Origin of the sequence: Leptolyngbya sp. FACHB-541, assembly GCF_014695875.1 — a bacterium.
GTDB lineage: Bacteria > Cyanobacteriota > Cyanobacteriia > Elainellales > Elainellaceae > JAAUTN01.
Genome location: NZ_JACJPC010000076.1, coordinates 1 through 21,819, shown reverse-complemented (window position 1 = coordinate 21,819; position 21,819 = coordinate 1). Strand labels below are relative to the sequence as shown.

The following is a 21,819-nucleotide window of genomic DNA, read 5'->3' as shown; positions in this document are numbered from 1 at the left end:
TTCCCGATGCGCCACCATCCATCCCACCACATAACGACTGAAGACATCAAGGATGACATAGAGATAGAAGTACGTCCATTTGGCAGGTCCATGTAATTTAGTGATGTCCCATGACCACAACTGGTTTGCCCCAGTTGCTAACAGTTCGGGCTTCTGGTAATTGGGGTGGCGCAGTTGATTACGTCGTTCCCTCACCTCGCTATGGTCTGCCAGAATGCGGTACATGGTGCGGATTGAACAAAGAAAGGTGCCTTCATCCAGCAGAGTTGCGTACACCTCCTGCGGCGATTGGTCCACAAAGCGGTCACTATGCAGCACGTCTAACACCTTTTGTCGTTCCCCGTCGCTTAAGGCACGAGCAGGTTTGGGGTTCGGTTTGGGCTTGGGCTTGGGGTCGCGCTTGGGTTGCTGCTTGCGATAATAGCTGGCACGGCTCATTCCGAGTCCCGCACACACCGGAGCAACACCCATCGTCGGCGCAAGCTGTTCGACCGCATGCATCAATCGCTGTTGTCGTTGTTGTTTGTCTCCAATGTGATGTTTAAGATCGCTGAAGCTTTTTTTTGGATGTCGATGATCAACTCGGCTTGTTGCAGTCGTTGGCTCAAGCGTTCATTCTCCCGTCGCAACTGCTCTACCTGGGCACTCAGAGGATTTTCAGGAGTGGGTTTGCGTCCTCGCTTGTTGGCGGTCAATGCCGCCAGTTGTCCAGCTTGTCGTTGCCGCCGCCAAGTGGTTAGATGCGACGAGTACAGTCCCTCACGCCGCAAGATCGCACCAATTTGTCCTTCGCTAGGTTCTGTTGCAAATTCCGCGTAAGGACGAGCAATCCTTATCCTTATCACTCCCTTATCCTGCGATTCCAAAGATCTCTTCGATAAACTTAGCTTGAGAGACACTATCCCCTTGGTTTATCCCTTTCACCTGTCCTTTTCGGATCATATTCATCGCCTCAATCCCTCGCAGAGTTCTCCTTGCTGTATTGAACGATTGAAATCCCATCATGGGCTTTGTGATTCGCTTGATGTTTCGATGGTCCTGCTCAATGATGTTGTTCAAATATTTGATTTTCTGTAATTCGGTCTCGGCTTTCAACGTTTGGTCTTCCTTCAGTTCATCCATAGCCACGGGATAAGCGGCATTTTTATCGACGGTGATTACTCGTGGAGTCTGAGTGTGCTTCGCTTTCAGCACCTTACGGAAAAAGCGTGCCGCTGCTTTCCCATCGCGTTTTGCACTCAGCAGGAAGTCCAGCGTGTTACTCTCGCAGTCCACAGCCCGATAGAGGTACTTCCACTCCCCTTTGATTTCGATATACGTCTCGTCAACTCTCCACGAATCGTTCGTCGGTTTCAAATGAGGGCGAATTCGTTTATCCAATTCTGGCGCATATTTCAGCACCCAGCGGTTGATCGTGGAGTGGTCTACTCGAACCCCTCGGTCTGCCATCATCTCCTCCAAATCTCGGTAGGATACCGCGTAGCGGCAGTACCAGCGCACGCCCAGTAGGATGATTTCGGGGAGGAAGTGCCGCCACTTAAACAGATTGAGAGATGCCATCGGGTTCAAGCCAAAGAAAATTCAGCCCTCCAATGATACGTTCAGTTCCTGTTTTTGCGACGGAACCCCGCGCTCTGCCATCATCTCCTCTAAATCCCGGTAGCTTAAGGAATAGCGACAATACCAGCGCACATTCAGCAGGATGATATCGGACTGGAAATGTCGCCATTTGAACGGAGCTTTAGGATCAACCACGGAACGTCAATTTCTCTCAATAGGCTCAAACTTTATCATTTTTTGCAACAGAACCGGAAAATATACACTTTATGCCCAAGTGTATGATTTTCAAGGTCGAACCGTTGAAGGAGAAAATAATTACTTCCGTCAGGAGATACAAATTCTCTCAGCACCTAACGATAGTCCAATTAATATTTTTGGAGATGCTAGAGACAACCGGTTAGTAGGCAATGCTAGAAATAACCGTATTGAGGGACGAGGCGGACATGACACATTGATTGGAGATACAGGAAACGATATCCTCCTTGGTGGTGCAGGAAATGACCGTCTGATAGGAGGTTTAGGGCGAGATCGCTTCACCTTTGACATCAATTCTCGCTACGCTCAAAACACTATAGGATCAGATGTCATTACAGATTTTACTCAGGGTCAAGACAAAATAGTACTGGATCGAACAACCTTCAAAAACTTGTCAGCAGACGGGCTTACACTTACTGGTTTTGCTACTGTTAGAACATTGCAGCAGGCACAGCAGAGCCGTGCGCTAATAACCTATATCCGGTCTACTGGCACGATCTTTTACAACGAGAACAGAGCAGCGTCGGGTTTTGGGTTTGGTGGTCAATTTGCGGATTTGAGAAATGGGTTATCATTGTCAAGATCAGATATTACTGTGGTTGCCTGACAGAGTATTGAAATGAACACAGCAGTGGCTCGAATTTTGGGTGCCCAATGTAAAAGTTTCTATGAAGAGAAACTTAGCTAAGTCTTGAAGAACATTTCCTGAACAGTACCGCTTCTGGGTCTGACAAGAAACTGACCACGACCACTGATTGAAGAAACTTCTTTAAAGTTTCTAACGTTTGGTGCACGAGGCTTGTCAAATTGCATAGTAACAATTAAAACAGTAGGTAAGTAATTCCCCTGAAGTGCTCGGATGAAAGACTCTCAAACTTTAAACCTACAATTGCTTTCGTGATTTGGAGCCATGCAATGAAAAAGTAGAAGAGCAAGATGAACTTCTTGGCTCAGCTTAAAAATTCATACAAAACTGAAGCCAATATTCGGGCAGTTAGTTCCACCCCAGTTGGGGAAATGGTAAAGAGTGCAATTTTAGCAAGTCTTCTGCAAACTGAAATAGGTTCTGTGAGCATTCAGCAATTGCTCGAGTTTCTGGAGGCTCGTCCTTCTAAATGAATCTCTATTTGACCTCCCTTATCACTTTCCAATACTTCCATAAATTCTGAAATACACCTTTCCGTAGAGCATCTCTCACAATTCGTACCTCGTTGGAGCAAATAATTTATGGTTTCATGCCAATCACTAGAAGAAGCAATTTTGATCACTCAAGATTGGTTGAACCTCGTAGCCCAAAGCCCTAAATTTTTTGATATCTTAAGCCAAGCTTTTGGTAATGACTTTGATCGACATCAGGCTGAATTCTTCCGTCAATCCTGGGAGTTGAGGGAGTTTGACCAATTTCCCTCCATTAAGATTAAAGATAGCCGTACTTTAAGTGGAGCTAAGGGGGCTTTTGCATCTGCAACAAACATAATTTATTTATCAGAAGACTTTCTAAATACAAGTTTTGATAGTTCTAATGCAATTGCTAGCGTCTTGCTAGAGGAAATTGGTCACTACATCGACTCAAAATTGAATAAGGCTGACTCTCTAGGGGATGAAGGTGAAATCTTTGCAACTTTGGTACAAGGGCAGAAGTTGAGCGATCGCCATCTTCAACAACTCAAGGGTGAAGATGATACAGCGCTTATCACATTGAATGGGCAAACCCTTCAAGTTGAGCAGTCTGCGCCCTACAGTGGCAATAATTTAGGAGAGGTGATTGACGGTTTAGATCAGCTTCTCGATGTTTTACAAGATGCTGTTGAAGATCAAGTATTTGGAACCGAACTACCGCTACTAGGAAACACATTAAAGAACTCCTACAGTGAGGCAGTACAGTTTCTCAAAGGGTTGGAGACTCAAGTTCTCAACAAACTTCATGAAAAGCTGGATGTAGCCCAAAATAAAACTCCAGAATTGGTGCAGCAAGCTCTAGCGGAAGCACTAGGCTCAAACGGATTGAATTTGCTTCAAGATCTCAATTCAGACAACGTTATTAATGCTCAAGATGTTTTGATTGGTGGAAGCACGGATGATGTAACATTTAAGCTTAAACTGAGGAAGGACATTGCTTCCTCTACCTTTAATACCTCGCTAGACACTGATATTGGTGTACCTTCACTTGGATTAACTGTGAATGGCAGCGCAGAGGCGGGAATTGGATATGATTTCGATTTGACTTTTGGTGTCAACAAAGTCAATGGTTTTTACTTCAACACTTCAAATGACAACTTAAAAGTTGAATTGAATGCTGCTTTACCCAACCTAAGCGCAACTGGAAATTTAGGATTCCTTCAGCTTAACATTACAGACCAAAACACTCGATTCAACGGTTCTTTTGGAGTTGACTTCAGGGATACAAGCGATCGACTATTTCTTTCAGAATTACCTTTAGTTAATTTCACTGAGTTAATTGATGCCAATTTGACTGGAAATGCAGATATCAATCTTAAGTTTGTGACCAGCTTCAATGGCTCTGCTGTTTTGCCATCAATTCACTCTGACTTCAACCTGGATTGGAGCTTTAGCCGTGCAAATGCTGACCCCAATCAAGCTCAAACTCTTGGAACAATTTCTAGAATTGGATTTGACAATACCAAGCTGGACTTGGGTAGCTTCTTCAATGAATTTACGCGCCCAGTCTTGGAAAAAGTTCAAACAATCATAGAACCAGTTAAGCCAATTATTAACCTGCTAGCTACACCTATTGATCTGAAGGTTGCAAAGTTTAATTTGCTTGATATTGCTCAAGCAAAGGGTTACATCGACCAGTCAGATCGCAACTTCATTGAGTCAACTTATCAACTTATTCAAATTATCGACGCTATTCCTAGCAGCAATCTTCTCGTGAATATGGGAAGCTTTGATTTAGGAAATGCGAATATTCGCACACCTAATTTTAATCTGAGCACGATTACTCCAGGAAACATCATTGCTGCTCCTACTGTTGATCAGCAGCTTGCTGGAACTTCTGAAGCAAACTTTATTGCGAAGTTAAACAATACTCCTGGAGGTGGGCTACAATTTCCCATTTTGAGCGATCGTAACCAGGTATTTAACCTACTGCTGGGTAAGAATGCCTCACTCTTTGCCTATGACATGCCGAAGCTTGAGTTTCAGGCAGAGTATAGTCAATTTTTCCCGATTATCGGTCCGCTTGGAGCTGAGATTAAAGGCTCTTTTGGAGCGGGAGTCGATCTGTTTTTTGGCTATGACACGGAAGGGCTAAAGCAATTTAAGGCATCTGGCAATGCATCGGATATCTTTAATGGATTCTATGTGAGTGGTACAGGACAATCAAATGGACAGGGTGCGAATGTTCCAGAAATTACGCTAAAGGTTGCATTAGAAGCTTACGCAGCGCTAAACGCAGCCGTTGCGAAGGCAGGAGTTGGTGGAGGGATTGCTGGAAATATTCGCTTTGATCTTAAAGATCCTGAAGCAGAACCTGATGGAACAAGAAAAGTTAGATTTAATGAAATTGAACAGCTTCTCGACGATCCGCTAACTATGTTTCGCGCCTCCGGAGAGATCACAGCGGGGTTAAGTGCTTACCTCAAAGTTGGATTCAGTCGCTTCGGTTATACCAAACGCTTCGATAGTCCTAGAGTTACGTTATTGAAATATGGTGATGATGGTTCATCTCAACCCCAGCCTAGTCTAGCAACTGCTTTAGACAATGCAGTTCTGCGGTTGAATATGGGTCCAAATGCTGGCAATCGCCAAAACGGAAATACCAGCGATGGTGATGAGGTTTTTGTTATCCGGCATTCTTCTGGAGCCGCAGGTAACGAGGCTGTCTCTGTCAACGCTTTTGAGATTACACAATCTTATAACGGTGTCAGAAAAATTGTTGCCAACGCTGGGCAAGGAAACAACATCATCACGCTACAAGCTGGTGTTTTAGCTAATGCTGAGCTAGTAGGAGGCGATGGCAACGATCGCTTGACAGGCAGCGATGGCGAGGATCTGCTGAAAGGCGAAGATGGCAATGATACGCTAATCGGCGGCAACGAGTGGGATCGGCTATACGGAGATGAGGGTAACGATACATTATCCGGTGAGGGTGGGGATGACTGGTTAGTTGGTGGAGCAGGTGCAGATCTTCTCAATGGCGGAGAAGGGTCAGATACTGCTAGTTACAGCACTGCAACGACGGGTATTTCGCTTAATTTAACAACAGGTGAGGCAACTGGAGATGCAGCGAGGGATGTTTTCCAGTCCATCGAGCAGTTTGAAGGTTCTCGTCATGCCGATACTCTCGTAGGGAGTTCTCAGAGCGATGATCTAGATGGCGGTGATGGTAATGATGTCATTAATGGCTCTGTTGGGGATGACACTCTCAAACCAGGATGGGGAGATGATGTCGTTGATGGTGGCGATGGAACAGATTTATTAGTGATTGATTATTCACTTTTGCCAACTCAGGCGATCGCATGGAGAGATGCTGACATAACAAACTTCAAGTGGGATGTTTATGTTGCGAATGCCTATGGAATAGGAGAACCAATCAAAATTAATACTAATGGCTTTTCCTACTACGACGTCACATTCTCGTCTGACGGTACCACAGTAGCATGGATTGATGGTGAAGGACTTTGGACTCAGAAGATTCATACCTCAAATCCACCTATCAAAATCGCCACACATGGTCCCTCATCTGCTTCTCTATCCGGTGATGGAAGTAAGATAGTCTGGATAGATATTAGTACCGATAGTAATTACTACGATACAGAAATTTGGATTGCGAATACAGACGGAACTGGAATTAGCCAAGTTACTACTGATGATGCTCAAGATTTTGAAGTTTCTATCTCATCTGACGGAAATAAGATAACCTGGGTTCGACAGGTTCAATATCAGCAAGATGGTACGAATATTACCGATCCTGAGATTTTTGTTTCTAACTCGGATGGGACTGACGTTATCCAAATTACGAATACAATACAAAATCCTCACTACTTCGGATATGGCGACCGCGATCGCGATCCAGCCATTTCCGCTGATGGCTCAAAAGTAGTTTGGCAGCGTGATACAGGACCTACAGGTGTTTTTGTTGCCAATACAAATGGTTCTGGCATTCGAGAATTATCAAGAAATTACTATGGCTACAACCGATTTTCATCCATATCAGGGGATGGCAGCAGAGTTATTTGGACGGGAGGAAATGGTGCTGGATATCAACAAACTGGTATTTATGCAGCCAATACGGATGGTTCTAGACTCTGGCTTGTCCCTAGTAGCCAGGAAGCATGGGGAAATCCTTCTCTTTCAGGTGATGGCAATAGGGTAGCTTTTGCCAAACAAACTGGAACTACTAATGGTGGCAGTGAAGCTATCTACTCACTCTTTATTGGAAACTTGGACGGTACCGAGCCTCCAATACTAATTGATACTGCTAATCAGTACAGTACTGGTGGCGGTACTTGGGATTATGGAAGTTCAAGTGCTGTACAAGGCTATGTACTATCAACATACGTGAATTTGGGTGTTCGTTACCCTGCTCTTGATCCTTCTACTGGAAGTGGAGAAATTTATACTTGGGGACCAAGCCGTGTTCGCTTCACTAATATCGAACGGTTCGACATTACTGGAACTCGCTATGGCGATGAGCTTTTTGGTGGAAATTTAGAAGACAATCTCACAGGTGGAGGAGGTGCAGATACGCTCAAAGCTGGCTTAGGTAATGACAACTATGAGTTGGATGCTCAAGCCACAGCAGGTAGCAAAATTCAAGATGCAGGAGGAACAGATACCCTCAAGTTAAACAACATTACACTCTCGATTGCCGCTCCATCTGTAGGCAACGCAGGTTTACGAAGAGAGGGCACAACATTATTAATTGATATCAACAAAGATGGCGTTGCAAACGCTGCCAACGATCTATCTATCCTAGACTTCTTCGCGGCAGGAGCAGGAGCGGGAACAGGCTTCATTGAAACAATCAAAACCACTGAATCCGGTTCAGAAAAAACTCTCTCTAGTACAACAATTCTGAACCTACTCCAAGGAACTGTCTCTCCCCCACCTTCACTCTCAATTACCGATGTCACTATTGCTGAGGGTAATAATGGCACAACAAATGCTGTTTTCGTGGTTAACCTATTGCGAGCTAGCAATCAAACTGTAACCGTTAACTATGCAACTGCTAACGGCAGCGCGATCGCAGGTAGTGACTACATAGCCGCAAGCGGAACTCTCTCCTTTGCTTCAGGAGAAACCAGTAAAACCATCAATACCCAAATTACTGGAGATAGGGTAGTTGAAGCTGACGAAGCCTTTACAGTTAATCTCAGTAGTGCAAGTAGAGCAACCATTTTAGATGGTCAAGGAACTGCTACTATCACCAACGACGACACTACTTCAAATAACTTGACTCTCATAGGAACTAACAGAAATGATTTCCTTGTTGGTGACATTGGAAATGATTTCCTTTCAGGTAAGCGAGGCAAAGACAGAATTACGGGAGGTGCAGGAGCTGATGTCATAGTTGGTGGTATGGACGATGACGTTCTAACAGGTAGCACAGGTCGAGATCAATTCCGTTTTGATATAGATGCTACATTCAACAAAAATTTGATTGGTATCGATCGAATTACAGATTTTGTACGTGGTGTAGACAAAATTGTATTGGATAAAACTACGTTTAAGGATCTGAGGCAATTAAACTTTGCTTCGGTCAAGACTGCTGCTCAAGCGCAAACTAGTAGAGCATTGATTACCTATATTCAGAAAACGGGAGCTTTGTATTACAACCAGAACGGTGCTGTTAAAGGCTTTGGTGCAGGGGGACAATTTGCAGACTTGATAAACGGATTGGTGCTAACAAAGTCAGATTTTCTAGTTAGCAATTAGATCGGGTGCGCGGCGCAGGACCGCCTTATCGCCTTTGAGGAGGTATGGTGGAAGAACTTGGCTAATTCTAGCAAAGGAAACAAAATGGTTGTTAAGGCTGAAAAGCTTGTCCTGAAACCCTTCTAGTGTTGAGTAATTTGACTTGTCTACATAAGTACTGCATCAAGCAAGGGCTGAACCCCTTGAAAATCCGTTCATGTTGACACAGAAAAAGCCCTTATCGACCATTTATTCGTCGCTTGCTAAAACTAAGCTGATTAAAGCGTGAGAGGAGGAGAACGAAAATGCTTCATCTCGGCTGATTCTGAATAAGCATTTCTGTAGTTTTAAGCATAATTTGACCGTTCTTTAAACTATAACTCGACCGCAAGAGCAATTGAAACCCTGATTCTTACGTTTAAGGTTCACTCTTCTAGATAGCAGTGTCTGTCTTAGAAGGGGAATTAAAGCATGATTTGACCGAAATTTCTCAATATTTGGTAGCTAAAGGCTGAGACCTTCGTGGTGAGAAGTATCTGTATGTTTGTCTCCTTTAATCACATCCCTATAGCCCACGAGCCTTGATTGGCTAATTGGCGAAACTAACCCAAGTCTGCTGGAAATGGTAGCGATTTAAACCATAACCTGCCCGAAGCTGTCAACTTATGCTTAAAACCACAATTTCTACTTGCCCCTTAAACTTTCATCTCAGATACTTGCATATTGTCTTAGGCTTGTCTTATCCCAGATATTGGTCACTTATCTCTATCTGATTATTCTAAGATTATTTTCGCTGATTTCTAGATGTACAAGCGGTTCAGGCATGATAGGGGTGCTTTCAGGAGCACAAGGTATGGGGCGATCGCTTAATGAAACGTGCTGGGCGTGCAGTTTGTTGACCGCTGCTGAGGCTCGTAAAGCCCATGATGAAGCGATTGGGGGCGACGGTTGCTGGCAGGAGGGGGTGTGCCACAGTCGGCAGCTTATTACTGGAAGGGTCGTAGCAGAGAATCTGAAAGAAACCATGAATTAGAACTCAGTACACTCAAGCTAGTAAATCAAGTGTGTTGCTTCCCAAGAATTTTGTGAGACACTCCACAGTCCATATCTGCTTTTTAGATTTCGACTGCCCCTAATGCTTTCAGCGTAGCTTGCTGCGCGGCTGTTAATCCTTGAGCGCCCCGGATGTTCATACCTTCGTACAGGCGATCGGCTCTCAGGGTTTTGAGGCACTCACCTGTTGTAGGATTCCACAGCTTAATGGTTTCATCCTGACTCCCACTGACCAAAATCGGACCTGTACCGGATGGCAGGCTAACGTCCACCGGACTAAACTGAACTCTGACCCGACTGGTGTGCCCTTGCAGGACTTTCTGACAGGTGCCACCTTGGACATTCCACAGCCGGATAGTTTGGTCTTCACTGCCACTGGCTAGGAGACGACCATTAGGGCTGAAGGCCACTGAGCCAACTTCACTAGTATGGTCGTGTAACGTTGCCAAGCACGCTCCGTCTTGCACATTCCAAAGTCGAACTGATAAGTCTGAGCTGCCAGTTGCTAGAGTCTGACCATCTGGGCTGAAGGCAACACATATAACCCAACCCGTATGTCCGTGTAGGGTTCTGAGGCAGGAGCCATCTCGCACATCCCATAGCCGCACGGTTTGATCGTTGCTGCCACTCGCAAGGATGTGACCATCTAGGCTGAAGGCGACTGCCCAAACCCAACCCGTATGTCCGTGTAGGGTTCTGAGGCAGGAGCCATCTCGCACATCCCATAACCGCACTGAATTGTCATGGCTGCCACTCGCTAACATTTGTCCATTGGGGCTGAAACTGACTGAGCAAACCCAACCCATATGTCCGTGTAGGGTTCTGAGGCAGGAGCCATCTCGCACATCCCATAGCCGCACGGTTTGATCAATGCTGCCACTTGCAACCATTTGACTATTGGGGTGAAATGCCACTGCCCAGCTCCAATTGGTATGTCCTGGCAAAGCCTTGCAAGTTTCTTGCTGCCAATCCCAGAGCCGCACGAGGGCATCATAACTACCACTGGCTAAAGTGGAGCCATCCGGACTAAAGCTGACTGAAGTGACCCCACTGGTTTGCCCCTGAAACGTCTTGAGGCAGGTGCCATTTTGGACATCCCACAGTCGAAATGAGGCATTCTCGCTATTGCTCGCTAAGATTTGACCATCGGGACTGAACGCGACAGACCAAACACAACTGCTGTGACCTGGCAATCGTTTAAAGCACGTTCCGTCCTGCACGCTCCACAACCGTACTGAAGCGTCGTCACTACCACTGGCAAGGGTTTGACCATTGGGACTGAAGCTGAGTGAGGTGACCCAACTAGTATGCCCTTGCAGTGTCTTGCGGCAAATGCCGGTCTGCACGTCCCATAGTCGAATCGTGCGATCATCACTACCGCTGGCGAGGGTTTGACCGTCCGGGCTGAAGGCAACTGCCCAAACCCAACGGGTATGTCCTGACAATGTTTTGAGGGTGGTGCAGTGAGCAACACTCCACAATCGGATTGAGGAGTTGTCGCTGGCACTGGCCAGAATCTGTCCATTGGGACTAAAGTTGACTGAAGTGACCCCACCGGTATGACCCTGCAAAACCGTTAGGCAGGTGCCGTCGCGGGCATTCCAGAGCCGAATTGTTTGATCTTCACTGCCACTCGCCAGCATTTGACCATCGGGGCTGAATGCGATCGTCCAAACCCGACCGGAATGACCCCGCAGTATGTTGAGACAGGTGACTGAGAGATGGCTGGAATCACTCACTTCAGCCAGGTTTGCAGTGTTGGACTGCTCAAAATCGAGGTTCTGCACATCCCACAACCGAATTAATGGGTCATCACTGCAACTGGCTAGCGTTTTGCCGTCGGGACTGAAGGTGACTGCCCAGATCCAACCGGTATGTCCCTTCAATGTCACAACTTGTTGACCATCGACCACTCGCCAGAGGCAAATCTTACCATCCACATCGCCTGTTGCCAGCAAGCTGCCATCTGGATTAAAGCTGACTGACACAACGCTACTTAAGGTCTCGGCAAACACAGATGTTGCCAAATCAGCGTTGCGAAAATTGACCCCTGACAGGTTGGCCTGCCGCAAGTCGGCTTGCCATACGCTTAGCTCCGAAAAGTCGCAGCCGCGCAAATCGCTTTGCAGATGCACCAGCAGGTTGAGCAGGTTACCCGCAATATAGTTTGGCTGAAGTGGCGCTTGCTGCTGTTGCTGCTCCAGCATGGTTTTCAAGTGGTGTTCCAGGGCTTGTGAATTGCCAAACTGAATCAGCAATTGTTCAGAGATCGGCTCAACGATCAAACGCTTTTGCATCTCTCGGACATAGTCTTTTGTCTGGGCTTTGATCAAGGCATGAGTTTTGAGTCGCTCTGGTGTTTGGGTCGCAATTTCCCTAGAGACATACTGCACGAACTGGTCAGTCACATACTCCAGTACCACTGGCTGGAGAAAGAACCGCTCTCCCTCCTTCTCAATCAGCGATCGCCGCAATAAGGACTGAATTGCATGCGGCAGCCTGCGCCTGGAAACCGTGGTGACAATATCCCGACTCAACTCAACCAGCAAGATCGGTTCTCGGTTAATGGCTAACCAAACGATCATTTCCAGCTCAATCTCAGACAGGCGGTCAAACTGTCGCTGGAGCAAGTCTCGAATGTCATCAAAGACAATTAAGCCCTGCTGCACATAGTTCAATACCTCGACAATTCTGCCATTAAACAGTTCTTGAGTCGCGGCTGCTACCAGCTTCAGCGCCAGGGGGTTGCCGCGATAGTGCGTCACTAATCTCTCCCATTCCGATGCTGTACCTGCAAAGATTCCTTTGGAGCGAAAGAGTTCTCGTCCGGCTTCGGGTTGCAGTCCCTGCAGTAGCAGCGTTCGTACTGATTGTTCCTGACCTTCCAGTGGCACAACCTCTCTGGGCTTTTCGCGGCTGGTGAGCAGCAAACAACTCTGATGGGACACCGCCCCAATCTCTTTGAACAGTTGACCATATCCCTCGTAGCCCGCTCGATACTGTCCGGTTTGTCCGGCACTCAAAATCGTCTCAACATTGTCCAGAACCAGTAAGCAGCGCTTTTGACGCAACCCCTGTATTAGCTTCAATAGTTTCCCATCCAGGCTGCTCGGTACAGCGATGTCCTCTCCCTGCGCCCGCAGTAGAATAGGCAGCACCATCTCTAACCACTCTTCAAATGGCGGGGCATTTTGCAGCGATCGCCACACCACCACCTCAAACTGAGTTTGAATCTGCTGCCCCAGTTTGGCGGCCAAGGCACTTTTGCCAATGCCACCAATTCCCAGCAGTGCCACGACTCGACAACGCTCCGTCACAATCCATTGCTCCAGGGTTTGCAGTTCCCCAGTTCGCCCATAGAACTGGGTGACATCCATCGCTTCTCCCCAGTCTGCGTGAGGGGCAACCGATGCCGGCGCAGATAAACCAGAGGGGAGGTTGGTGGGACTCACTGATACCTCATCTAGTGCATCCGCTATCGCATCGGTTGACCCATCCACTGCCAATGTTTGGGTTTGTGTGGCGACAAACAATGACCTGTGCCAATAAGCTGCTAAAGCTGCTTGAAAATTGGTCTTGCTGACGGTTTCTCCAAGGGCCTGTCCTAACAGTTTCCATAACTTGGGACCTACATCATGCTTGAGATAGCTGACAGCATACCCAGAGGTTTCGGCCATCTGCTCGTAGGACTGTCGCTGTATCGAACCGAGCAGGATTGAGGCTTCTACTTCGCTGAGTCGTCTGCCATTGTGAGCAAACATGGCTGAATTGGCAATCCGTAGTATCTGCTCAACGTCCATTACTGCTCAAGCTTAATCAGTTAGTATCGCCCGATTTTACCGCGACTGACCTTAACTTTTAGATCACTGCATGACATTGTCCACAATCGACTTCTAGTAAAGGCTACAGCTTCTCCAGGCTCAGCAAAATCAGATCAAAAGTTAAGGTGGAACCGAGTATTTAGACTTAGTAATAACTCAATTCTAAGGAACCAAAGTCCTTAATTCTCCTGTAACGACAAACCAAAAAACCTCTCCTACAGTAGAGACATCAGGTTCAAAGGCGTAAGGCAAAGGAATTAGCAACCACTATCTCCTAATCACTAACCGCTTAATAACTTTCACAATTCCCCGGTTTCTAGCAGTAATCCAGTCTCACGACCCCGAACCTTCGGCTTGAGCTCAGGTCGAAAGACAGTCGACAGGCTAAGTTTCTGCTGCAACGGATTCGCTATCAAGTTGGTGTAGTGACGTAGTTGACAACTGACAGATCTTCCAAGCTTTTCTAATACTACACAGGAGGTATTGATGGAACGATATAGCTGTAAGGTCTGTGGTCACATTTATGAGCCGGCGGAGGGTGACCCGAAGGCTGGAATTGCTCCGGGAACAGCTTTTGAAGATCTGCCGGAAGATTGGGTATGTCCAGTCTGTGGCGCGAAGAAGGCAAAATTTCAACCAGTACTACCAGGGGGAGTTTAGCTAGTTGTATCCCAAAAGGTAATGCGTTCTAAACCGTGAAGTATAGATTGCTGATGACACTGATTATCTGGAGTCAACAACCAGGAAGCACTCTAGTCAAAGCCCTCTCATGTAGTGATTTAAGCATTTTACATTTTCAGTCAATGCTCGTTGAAACATAAGGAAAGCACTACCCAAATTCAAATGGAAATCACACTATGAACATGCTCAACTTCAGGAACAGCATCCGCCTGCTTCTGATTATCACTCTCTTTTTAGGAACTCTTACCCTCACTTCTCTAGGAGCCATCATGAGTACTGCAAATGCACAAGTCAACAAGCCCACAATCGTGTTCGTTCATGGTGCATTCGCCGAGTCTTCTAGTTGGAACGGTGTATTGACGAAGCTAATCACGAAAGGTTATCCGACGGTTGCTGTGGCTAATCCTCTGCGCGGCGTTAAGAGCGACGCAGATTATATTGCCAGCGCCCTTAAAGACATCAACGGACCCATCGTACTGGTTGGGCATTCTTACGGAGGCGCAGTAATTACCAATGCTGTCAATGGTAACAGGAACGTGAAAGCACTGGTCTACGTTGCTGGCTTCGCTCCTGAGTTGGGCGAAACTGCCATTGAACTCTCAGGACGTTATCCGGGCAGCACACTCGGACCAACACTCGCGCCACCCGTTGAACTGCCCGATGGTGGTAAAGACCTCTACATTCAGCAGGACAAGTTCCACGCCCAGTTTGCTGCGGATGTGCCCGCTAACGACGCGCAACTGATGGCTAGCACTCAGCGCCCGATTACGGAAGCCGCGCTGAACGAAGCCTCCGGTGCGCCCGCATGGAAATCTACCCCGTCCTGGTTTATTTATGGCGATCGCGACTTGAACATTCCTCCAGCGGCACTGTCTTTCATGGCGAACCGCGCTAACTCAAAGGAGACCGTTGTTGTGAATGGCGCGTCCCATGTCGTGATGGTTTCCCATTCAGATGCCGTTGCCGATCTCATCGATCGTGCTGCAACCGCGCCATAGACGAGGCGTAAACATTAGAACGCTGAATCTCTTTAAGGAGCAATCCTATGTCAACTTTTGTCTTGGTTCACGGCGCATGGCACGAGGGTTCTGCTTGGAACGAAGTGATCAAACAGCTAGAAGCGAAAGGACATCACGCGTTTGCTCCCACGATTGCCGGACATGGTAAAAGCGTGAATAAGAATGTTAACCATGCTCAATGTACACAATCGATCGTCGATTACATTGTTGGCAAAGACTTAACCGATATTGTTCTCTTAGGTCATAGTTTTGCCGGAACAATCATTGCGAAAGTTGCTGAAGCGATTCCAGATCGCATTCGACGACTCATCTTCTTAGATGCCTTTGTCCTCAACGATGAAGAGAGCCTCAGAGATAGCCTTCCGCCGCACTATCAAGCGTTATTTGACTCCCTAGCTAGAGAATCGGACGATCATACGCTGATGATGCCGTTTGAGCTTTGGCGAGAAGTGCTTCTCAATGATGCTGACCTCGAACTAGCTCGATCCAGTTACGCACGATTATCACCTGAACCGTATCAACCGTGGATTGACAAGTTGGACTTGAAGCAGTTTTACTCGCTGCCCATTCCTAAAAGTTACCTCTACTGTACAGAAGATAATGTCCTCCCTCAAGGCGAACAGTGGGGTTGGCATCCAAGAATGTCTAACCGCTTGGGGCTATTTCGGCTTGTACAAATGCCCGGTAGTCACGAGGTCATGTTTTCTAACCCGATCGGTTTAGCAGAAAAGATTATTGTGGCAGGACGTGACTAGCAACATCATTACTTATCACTCTTCTCTCTCGATCCAACAAACCGAGGATAGCAATAGGAGTCCCTCATGGAACGGTATTTAGGCGCATTTGAACATTTATGTTGGCTCTACAACCAGTGTTATCCGCTAGATTTTGCCACCGTTGCGAAACTTCAGGGGCAGTTTAGTTCCGAGCAACTTTCGACGGTGCTTAGGCAAGTTCAGCAACACCATCCTCTGCTCCGAGTCCGCATCGCCACTGACGCGATCGGACAGCCTAAATTTGTCGAAACCGACGCCGAGATTCCGCTGCGGCTGGTCGCGAGAACGAACGAGCGGCACTGGCAAACAGAACTCGAAGTCGAACTGGCTCGCTCATTGAATTGGCAGGTTGCACCTTTACTGCGAGTTATACTGCTGCAATCGGAGGCTGAATCCGAACTGATGATTATTTGCCATCATGCGATCGCAGATGGGCTATCTGGCGTTTATCTGATGCGAGATATTCTCCAAGGGTTAGGAGGCAAAATATTTGAGCGATCGGAGCTTTCTGCGGCATTATCGCTCGAATCAGCACTTCCTGGCATTGCACCGTCTCCAGAAGCGACCGCTAAGCCCACGGACTATCCACCAGCCCTGTCTCGTCGTTCCCGACCTCACATTCACACCGTTCTCCTCTCTCCCGAATTCACCCAGCAACTGATCCAACGCAGTCGATCTGAACACACAACCGTACACGGTGCAATCAGCGCAGCATTCTTGCTTGCGCTCACTCAGCAAGACGTTAAACCCAGCGATGTGTTGCGATGTTTACACCCAGTCAACGTGCGATCGCAGCTATCTTTGCCGATGCCAGAGGGAGTTGGGCTTTATATTTGCAATTGTACGACGACTCATTCCCTTCAGGCGGATTCCGCGTTTTGGGACGTGGCACGATCGGTCAAATCTCAACTCTCACAAATTGACATTGCCCAGCAGATAGTCGAGGAGCGCCAACTTCGACAACCCACAATGGCAAATCTCACCGATGCCACCGCCCTTGTTGAAGCAGCGAAATCGCAATATTTCTGTCAACTGAACGTCACAAATCTCGGTCGCATCGATATGGCGCAACAATACGGCAATATTCGGATTAAAGCACTCCATGCACCTGTTGTCGCTTCAGGTGTGGCAGGGCGGAACGTTGAAGTTGCGACCTTGGGCGATCGCCTCGCCCTCACGATTTCATCTACACCCCTGATGGATGTGGATCGGGCTGAGAGCGATCGAGCTGCAACTGCTTTTCTATTGTCAGGAGTGAAGCATTTAGAGTGTGCAGTAGTACAGGAAGTTGCCTCTGAAGCTGCCTGACGCATATCACAGGGTAAGACTCTGAGTTATCTAGAACATTCACAATTACAGGAGATTCAAATGACAATTTCAACTCAAACATCTTCAACCCTAGGCTCAAATCCTCTGAGTTCGATGCAAATCGATCATGTTTGCTTGAATGTACCAAACTATGAGGAAACGCTTCAGTGGTATCAAGAAAAGCTAGATGCGACGATCGAATATGAATGGACAGTAGGCGTTTTCCCAGATCTGAAATTGGCTTATCTCAGTGTATATGGCTTTCGTATCGAAATTATTGGCTCTACTCAGTCACAATCAGGAATGCCGATCGCGACTAATCTTGGTGAGGGATTAAGGACAACAGGCATCGGACATTTTTGTTTTCGAGTTCGAGATGTCGATGCAGTTCTTGCTGAATTAAATCGACGTGGTGTGAAAACATTTCTCGAACTCGGAAGCTATCCTGATCCGGGTATTCGGCTCTGTATGATTCAAGACAATAACGGCAATCTGATCGAGTTTGTCACCCCATTGTGAATTCAGGAGAACACGATGTCACACAAACTCTCAGAAAAAGTTGCACTCGTCATGGGCGGCACCAGCGGCATGGGCTTGCCACTGCTAAGCGATTCGTCGCTGAAGGTGCTTATGTCTTTATCACGGGTCGTCGTCAGCCAGAACTCGATGCTGCTGTAAACGAAATTGGTAAGAACGTGACTGGCATTCAGGGCGATGTCTCACGTTTGCCCGCACCTGGACACTCGACCTCAAAGATCGCCAGCTTCGAGTGAATGCGGTCAGCCCTGGTTTGACTCCGACTCCCACTTGCGATCTTCTCTGGGGACTCAGTAAAGAGCAGTTGAAAGAATTTGTGGAGAGCCAAGCGAACCATATCCTGCTGGGAAGAGCCGGCACGCCTATCGGGATCGCCAAAGCCGTTGTCTTTCTGGCTTCCGATGACAGCAGCTTTGTCAACGGCATTGAGCTATTCGTCGATGGTGGCATGGCACAAATTTAAATGGGTGCTATGTCCATAGCCAGCTAACCATTCAAATTCAACATTGATAGGAGATTGCAATGCCTTACGTTACTGTTGGTCAAGAAAACTCTGCAAACATCGATCTCTACTACGAAGATCTGGGAACAGGACAATCGATTGTACTAATTCATGGATTTCCCCTTAACAGACATTCCTGGGAAAAGCAGGTCTTAATGCTGCTCAATGCCGGATATCGGGTAATTACCTACGATCGCCGAGGATTTGGTGTTTCTAGCCAACCCTCGTTTGGCTATGACTACGACACCTTTGCAGCCGATTTGAACGTGTTGATGACTAAACTTGACTTGCAGGATGCTGTGCTGGTTGGCTTCTCAATGGGAACAGGCGAAGTTACCCGCTATCTGAGCAAATACGGCTCAGAGCGGGTGCAAAAAGCCGTGCTGATGGCTCCAGTGCCCCCCTTCTTGCTGAAGACCGAGGATAATCCTGAAGGTGTTGATCAAAGTGTGTTTGATGGCATTATGAAAGCGATTGTTGAAGATCGTCCAGCTTACTTTTCTGAATTTTTCAAAGCGTTCTTCAATGTAGATGTGCTGCTGGGCGATCGCATTAGCAACGAAGCAATTCAGGCAAGTTGGAACGTAGCAGCAGGGGCTTCTGCGAAAGGGACTTTGGACTGTGTCCCATCCTGGCTCACCGATTTCCGCAATGATCTGCCCCGCATTGATGTGCCAACTCTGATTATTCATGGCGATGCCGATCGCATTTTGCCGCTTGAGTCCACCGCAGCAAGACTCCCGAAGCTGATTAAAAACAGTCAGCTTGTTGTCATTCCGGGTGGTCCTCATGCCATCAACTGGACTCACGCTGATCAGGTCAATCCCGTGTTATTGGACTTTCTTCAGGGGTAATTATCTATCGAGTCCTTCATCGCTAAAAGGGTTCTAATATGTTTTCTAGACTGATGATAGCGGTTGCGACCACAGTGCTAATGATTGTGACCTCTTGTAGCTTTCCAACGATAGCATCAGGTAAAAGTGCGATTGCTCAAGTGCCAGGTGTCTATCCATTCAAGTTAGGTGATTTCAAAATTACAGCCCTGAGCGACGGCACACTCCCCCAGGACTTACATACGCTGCTGTCGAATACGAACCCAACAGAAACCGATCGCCTGCTTCAGAAAAACTTTCTGAATAATCCTGTCGAGACATCGATTAATGCTTTCCTGATCGACACTGGAGATCAACAAGTACTCGTGGACACGGGAGCCGGAAGCTTTTTTGGTTCAAAACTGGGCGGCAAGCTTCAAACATCGTTAAAAGCAGCAGGCTACACACCTAACGAAATTGATGCAATTCTTCTGACTCATATTCATACCGATCATAGTGGGGGGCTGGTCGAACAGGGGAAACGGGTGTTTCCTGCCGCCACGCTCTATGTCGGCAAGCCAGATGTCCATTTCTGGTTTGATCGAGTGAATGCCACACGATTCAACGTTGCTGAAAAGTACTTTGACGAAGCCGCGAAAACTGTCAAACCTTATTTAGAGGCAGGCAAGGTAAAATCGTTTTCTGGCAAGACAGCCCTGCTACCGGGAATCACCGCGCATCCCACACCCGGACACACTCCTGGTCATAGCTGCTATGTGGCGGCAAGCAAGGGTGAGAGCATTGAGTTTTGGGGCGATATTGTTCACTTTGCTTCGGTGCAATTTCCCAAGCCAGAAATTACAGTTGCTTATGATGTCGATGCCAATGCTGCTGCGGCACAACGCGAAAAACAGTTTGCGAGAGCAGAAGCATCCCGAATTTTGATAGCAGGCGCACATTTGCCCTTTCCCGGCGTTGGACGCCTCCGGGCAGCAGATCAAGGTTATGCCTGGGTGCCAGTGGATTACCGTTGGCGTGAACCCTAAAGGATTCATAGCAATGTTAAATGGGCGCTGAATGTTTATACGCCATTTAGAGGTCAGTAGTGAAGCAGATATTAAAGCGTTAGTAGAGAGATTGTTCCGTGGGTTTTGCACAAGCGGCAACGGGCTATTGCGAAGTTAGGGAGTTACCTCCGCTGAGTGGTATCGAAATCCTGTCACTGTTAATTCTAAATCAAGGAGAGTTGGCACAGATGGAATCTATGAAAGCAGCCGTATTAACTGCGTTTGGTGATGCTGAGAAGTTTGAAATTCAAACTGTTCCTATACCAACACTGAAGGCGAATCAGGTGTTAGTCAGAGTTTGTGCAACCTCGATTAACCCGGTCGATTACCAAACTCGTCGTGGTGATTACAAGGAACTGGTTCGATTACCCGCTATCCTTGGAGTCGATGTTTCAGGGGTGATTGAGGCAATTGGCGAAGCTGTGACTGATTTCAAGGTGGGAGACAACGTGTACTACTCGCCGCAAATTTTTGGAGAATTCGGTAGTTACGCTCAGTATCATGTGGCTGATGCAGCGATTGTTGCATTGAAGCCTGCAAATCTATCGCACATTGAAGCAGCTGCTTTTCCGCTTGCAGGGGGAACCGCTTGGGATTGTCTAGTGACTAGGGGCAATCTACAAGTTGGTGAAACAGTTCTCATCCATGCAGCTGCGGGTGGAGTGGGTTCGATCGCCGTTCAACTCGCCAAAGCAATGGGGGCATACGTTTTTGCAACGTGTAGTTCTAGAAACCGAGATTTTGTGACAGAACTGGGTGCAGATCGAGTGATTGATTACAAAAATGAAGATTACGTAGAAGTCATTCGTCAGGAAACAAATGGACTGGGTGTGGATTTAGTTCTAGATACGATCGGTGGAGAAACAATTGGGCGTAGTCTAGAAATCATTCGTCCCTTTGGTAGGCTTACAAGCATTGTAGACATTGCAATACCGCAATCGCTTCTTGAAGCATGGGGTAAGAATCTGACGATTCATTTTGTTTTTTCACCCCAGTACCGAGCAAAATTAGAGGCTTTGACAAAACTAATCGAGCGTCATCAGCTTCGCCCAGTGATTGATTCAGTATTTTCTTGGGATCAGGTCGTTCTGGCACATCAGCGCGTAGAGCAAGGAGGAACACGAGGCAAAATCGTGCTGCAATTTATGGAAAATTAGATCGGCTTTGCGGCACTGGTCATGGCTAAACGGATCGGAGTTTGATTCTGTGCTGAAGGTCAATATTGATTGAAATAGGAGAAGCACAATGATGCTGCAAGGTAAAGTGGCGTTAGTGACTGGAAGCGCATCGGGAATTGGCAGAGCAACCGCGACCCTTGCGGTATCTGCGGAGCAGCGCGCCACCTATGGCAAACTTGATTGCGCCTTTAACGATGCTGGGATTGATCTAAGGATCGTGAATTAAATAACCTGTAATTCAGGCTTTGCCGTGTAATTCCATTGAGGTAGGAATTCATCAAAGACAATTGTCATGTTGGCTTTGAAGTCTTCAGCCACTTTTCGCCCCGTTTGATACGTCTTGTCAAGAATGGTTGTAAACACATTTAGCC

Annotated in this window: 15 protein-coding genes and 3 pseudogenes; 13 read left to right on the top strand and 5 right to left on the bottom strand. The window is 47.1% G+C overall.

What is annotated here, in order from left to right; genetic code table 11:
- The 3 genes and pseudogenes from H6G00_RS35480 to H6G00_RS34785 form a co-directional block, all read right to left on the bottom strand.
- A pseudogene (locus H6G00_RS35480) lies at positions 1 to 803 on the bottom strand (DDE-type integrase/transposase/recombinase); the annotation flags it as partial.
- A 46-nt stretch (positions 804 to 849) separates the two neighbouring features.
- Complete coding sequence (locus H6G00_RS16985) at positions 850 to 1,560, bottom strand: IS6 family transposase (protein ID WP_190797663.1); 711 nt, start codon at positions 1,558 to 1,560, stop codon at positions 850 to 852.
- 63 nt (positions 1,561 to 1,623) lie between these two features.
- A pseudogene (locus H6G00_RS34785) lies at positions 1,624 to 1,755 on the bottom strand (IS6 family transposase); the annotation flags it as partial.
- Between H6G00_RS34785 and H6G00_RS16975 the strand changes: the two are divergent.
- The 3 genes from H6G00_RS16975 to H6G00_RS16965 all read left to right on the top strand — a co-directional run bounded on the left by H6G00_RS16975 (position 1,730) and on the right by H6G00_RS16965 (position 9,727).
- The gene (locus H6G00_RS16975; protein ID WP_347278190.1) at positions 1,730 to 2,422 is read left to right on the top strand and encodes a calcium-binding protein; all 693 of its coding nucleotides are present in this window, start codon (positions 1,730 to 1,732) and stop codon (positions 2,420 to 2,422) included. The pseudogene H6G00_RS34785 and the gene H6G00_RS16975 sit on opposite strands and share 26 nt — an antisense overlap.
- 620 nt (positions 2,423 to 3,042) lie before the next feature.
- Positions 3,043 to 8,715: a Calx-beta domain-containing protein gene (locus H6G00_RS16970; protein WP_190797661.1), complete on the top strand. Its 5,673-nt coding sequence runs from the start codon at positions 3,043 to 3,045 to the stop codon at positions 8,713 to 8,715.
- Between the two features lie 802 nt (positions 8,716 to 9,517).
- Positions 9,518 to 9,727, top strand: a complete 210-nt coding sequence (locus tag H6G00_RS16965; protein WP_190797660.1) for a hypothetical protein — start codon at positions 9,518 to 9,520, stop codon at positions 9,725 to 9,727.
- An 82-nt stretch (positions 9,728 to 9,809) separates the two neighbouring features.
- Here H6G00_RS16965 and H6G00_RS16960 read toward each other — a convergent pair whose 3' ends face one another.
- Complete coding sequence (locus H6G00_RS16960) at positions 9,810 to 13,547, bottom strand: NB-ARC domain-containing protein (RefSeq protein ID WP_199318546.1); 3,738 nt, start codon at positions 13,545 to 13,547, stop codon at positions 9,810 to 9,812.
- Between the two features lie 507 nt (positions 13,548 to 14,054).
- On the opposite strand from H6G00_RS16960, the gene rd reads away from it, so the two are divergent.
- From rd to H6G00_RS16910, 10 genes and pseudogenes are all read left to right on the top strand, one after another.
- Entirely contained in the window at positions 14,055 to 14,228 is a 174-nt protein-coding gene (gene rd, locus H6G00_RS16955; protein WP_190797659.1) for a rubredoxin, read from the top strand.
- 290 nt (positions 14,229 to 14,518) lie between these two features.
- Positions 14,519 to 15,247, top strand: a complete 729-nt coding sequence (locus H6G00_RS16950; RefSeq protein WP_242042313.1) for an alpha/beta hydrolase — start codon at positions 14,519 to 14,521, stop codon at positions 15,245 to 15,247.
- Between the two features lie 47 nt (positions 15,248 to 15,294).
- Positions 15,295 to 16,023: an alpha/beta hydrolase gene (locus tag H6G00_RS16945; protein ID WP_190506656.1), complete on the top strand. Its 729-nt coding sequence runs from the start codon at positions 15,295 to 15,297 to the stop codon at positions 16,021 to 16,023.
- Between the two features lie 66 nt (positions 16,024 to 16,089).
- Positions 16,090 to 17,352 (top strand): condensation domain-containing protein, encoded by a 1,263-nt coding sequence (locus H6G00_RS16940; protein WP_190797657.1) that lies wholly within the window; start codon positions 16,090 to 16,092, stop codon positions 17,350 to 17,352.
- Between the two features lie 60 nt (positions 17,353 to 17,412).
- Positions 17,413 to 17,871, top strand: coding sequence for a VOC family protein (locus tag H6G00_RS16935; RefSeq protein WP_190797656.1), 459 nt, complete (start codon positions 17,413 to 17,415; stop codon positions 17,869 to 17,871).
- 15 nt (positions 17,872 to 17,886) lie between these two features.
- A pseudogene (locus tag H6G00_RS36695) lies at positions 17,887 to 18,352 on the top strand (SDR family oxidoreductase).
- Between the two features lie 59 nt (positions 18,353 to 18,411).
- The gene (locus H6G00_RS16925) at positions 18,412 to 19,245 is read left to right on the top strand and encodes an alpha/beta hydrolase (protein ID WP_190797655.1); all 834 of its coding nucleotides are present in this window, start codon (positions 18,412 to 18,414) and stop codon (positions 19,243 to 19,245) included.
- 38 nt (positions 19,246 to 19,283) lie between these two features.
- Positions 19,284 to 20,249, top strand: a complete 966-nt coding sequence (locus H6G00_RS16920; protein ID WP_190797654.1) for an MBL fold metallo-hydrolase — start codon at positions 19,284 to 19,286, stop codon at positions 20,247 to 20,249.
- A gap of 209 nt (positions 20,250 to 20,458) precedes the next feature.
- A complete protein-coding gene (locus H6G00_RS16915) occupies positions 20,459 to 21,427 on the top strand; it encodes a zinc-dependent alcohol dehydrogenase family protein (protein WP_190797665.1) in 969 nt (322 codons plus the stop codon).
- Positions 21,428 to 21,515: 88 nt separating this feature from the next.
- Positions 21,516 to 21,674: a hypothetical protein gene (locus H6G00_RS16910; protein ID WP_190797653.1), complete on the top strand. Its 159-nt coding sequence runs from the start codon at positions 21,516 to 21,518 to the stop codon at positions 21,672 to 21,674.
- On the opposite strand, the gene H6G00_RS36690 is transcribed toward H6G00_RS16910, so the two are convergent.
- Positions 21,671 to 21,811, bottom strand: a complete 141-nt coding sequence (locus H6G00_RS36690; RefSeq protein WP_347278191.1) for a hypothetical protein — start codon at positions 21,809 to 21,811, stop codon at positions 21,671 to 21,673. The two genes, H6G00_RS16910 and H6G00_RS36690, sit on opposite strands and share 4 nt — an antisense overlap.
- Positions 21,812 to 21,819 lie beyond the last annotated feature (8 nt).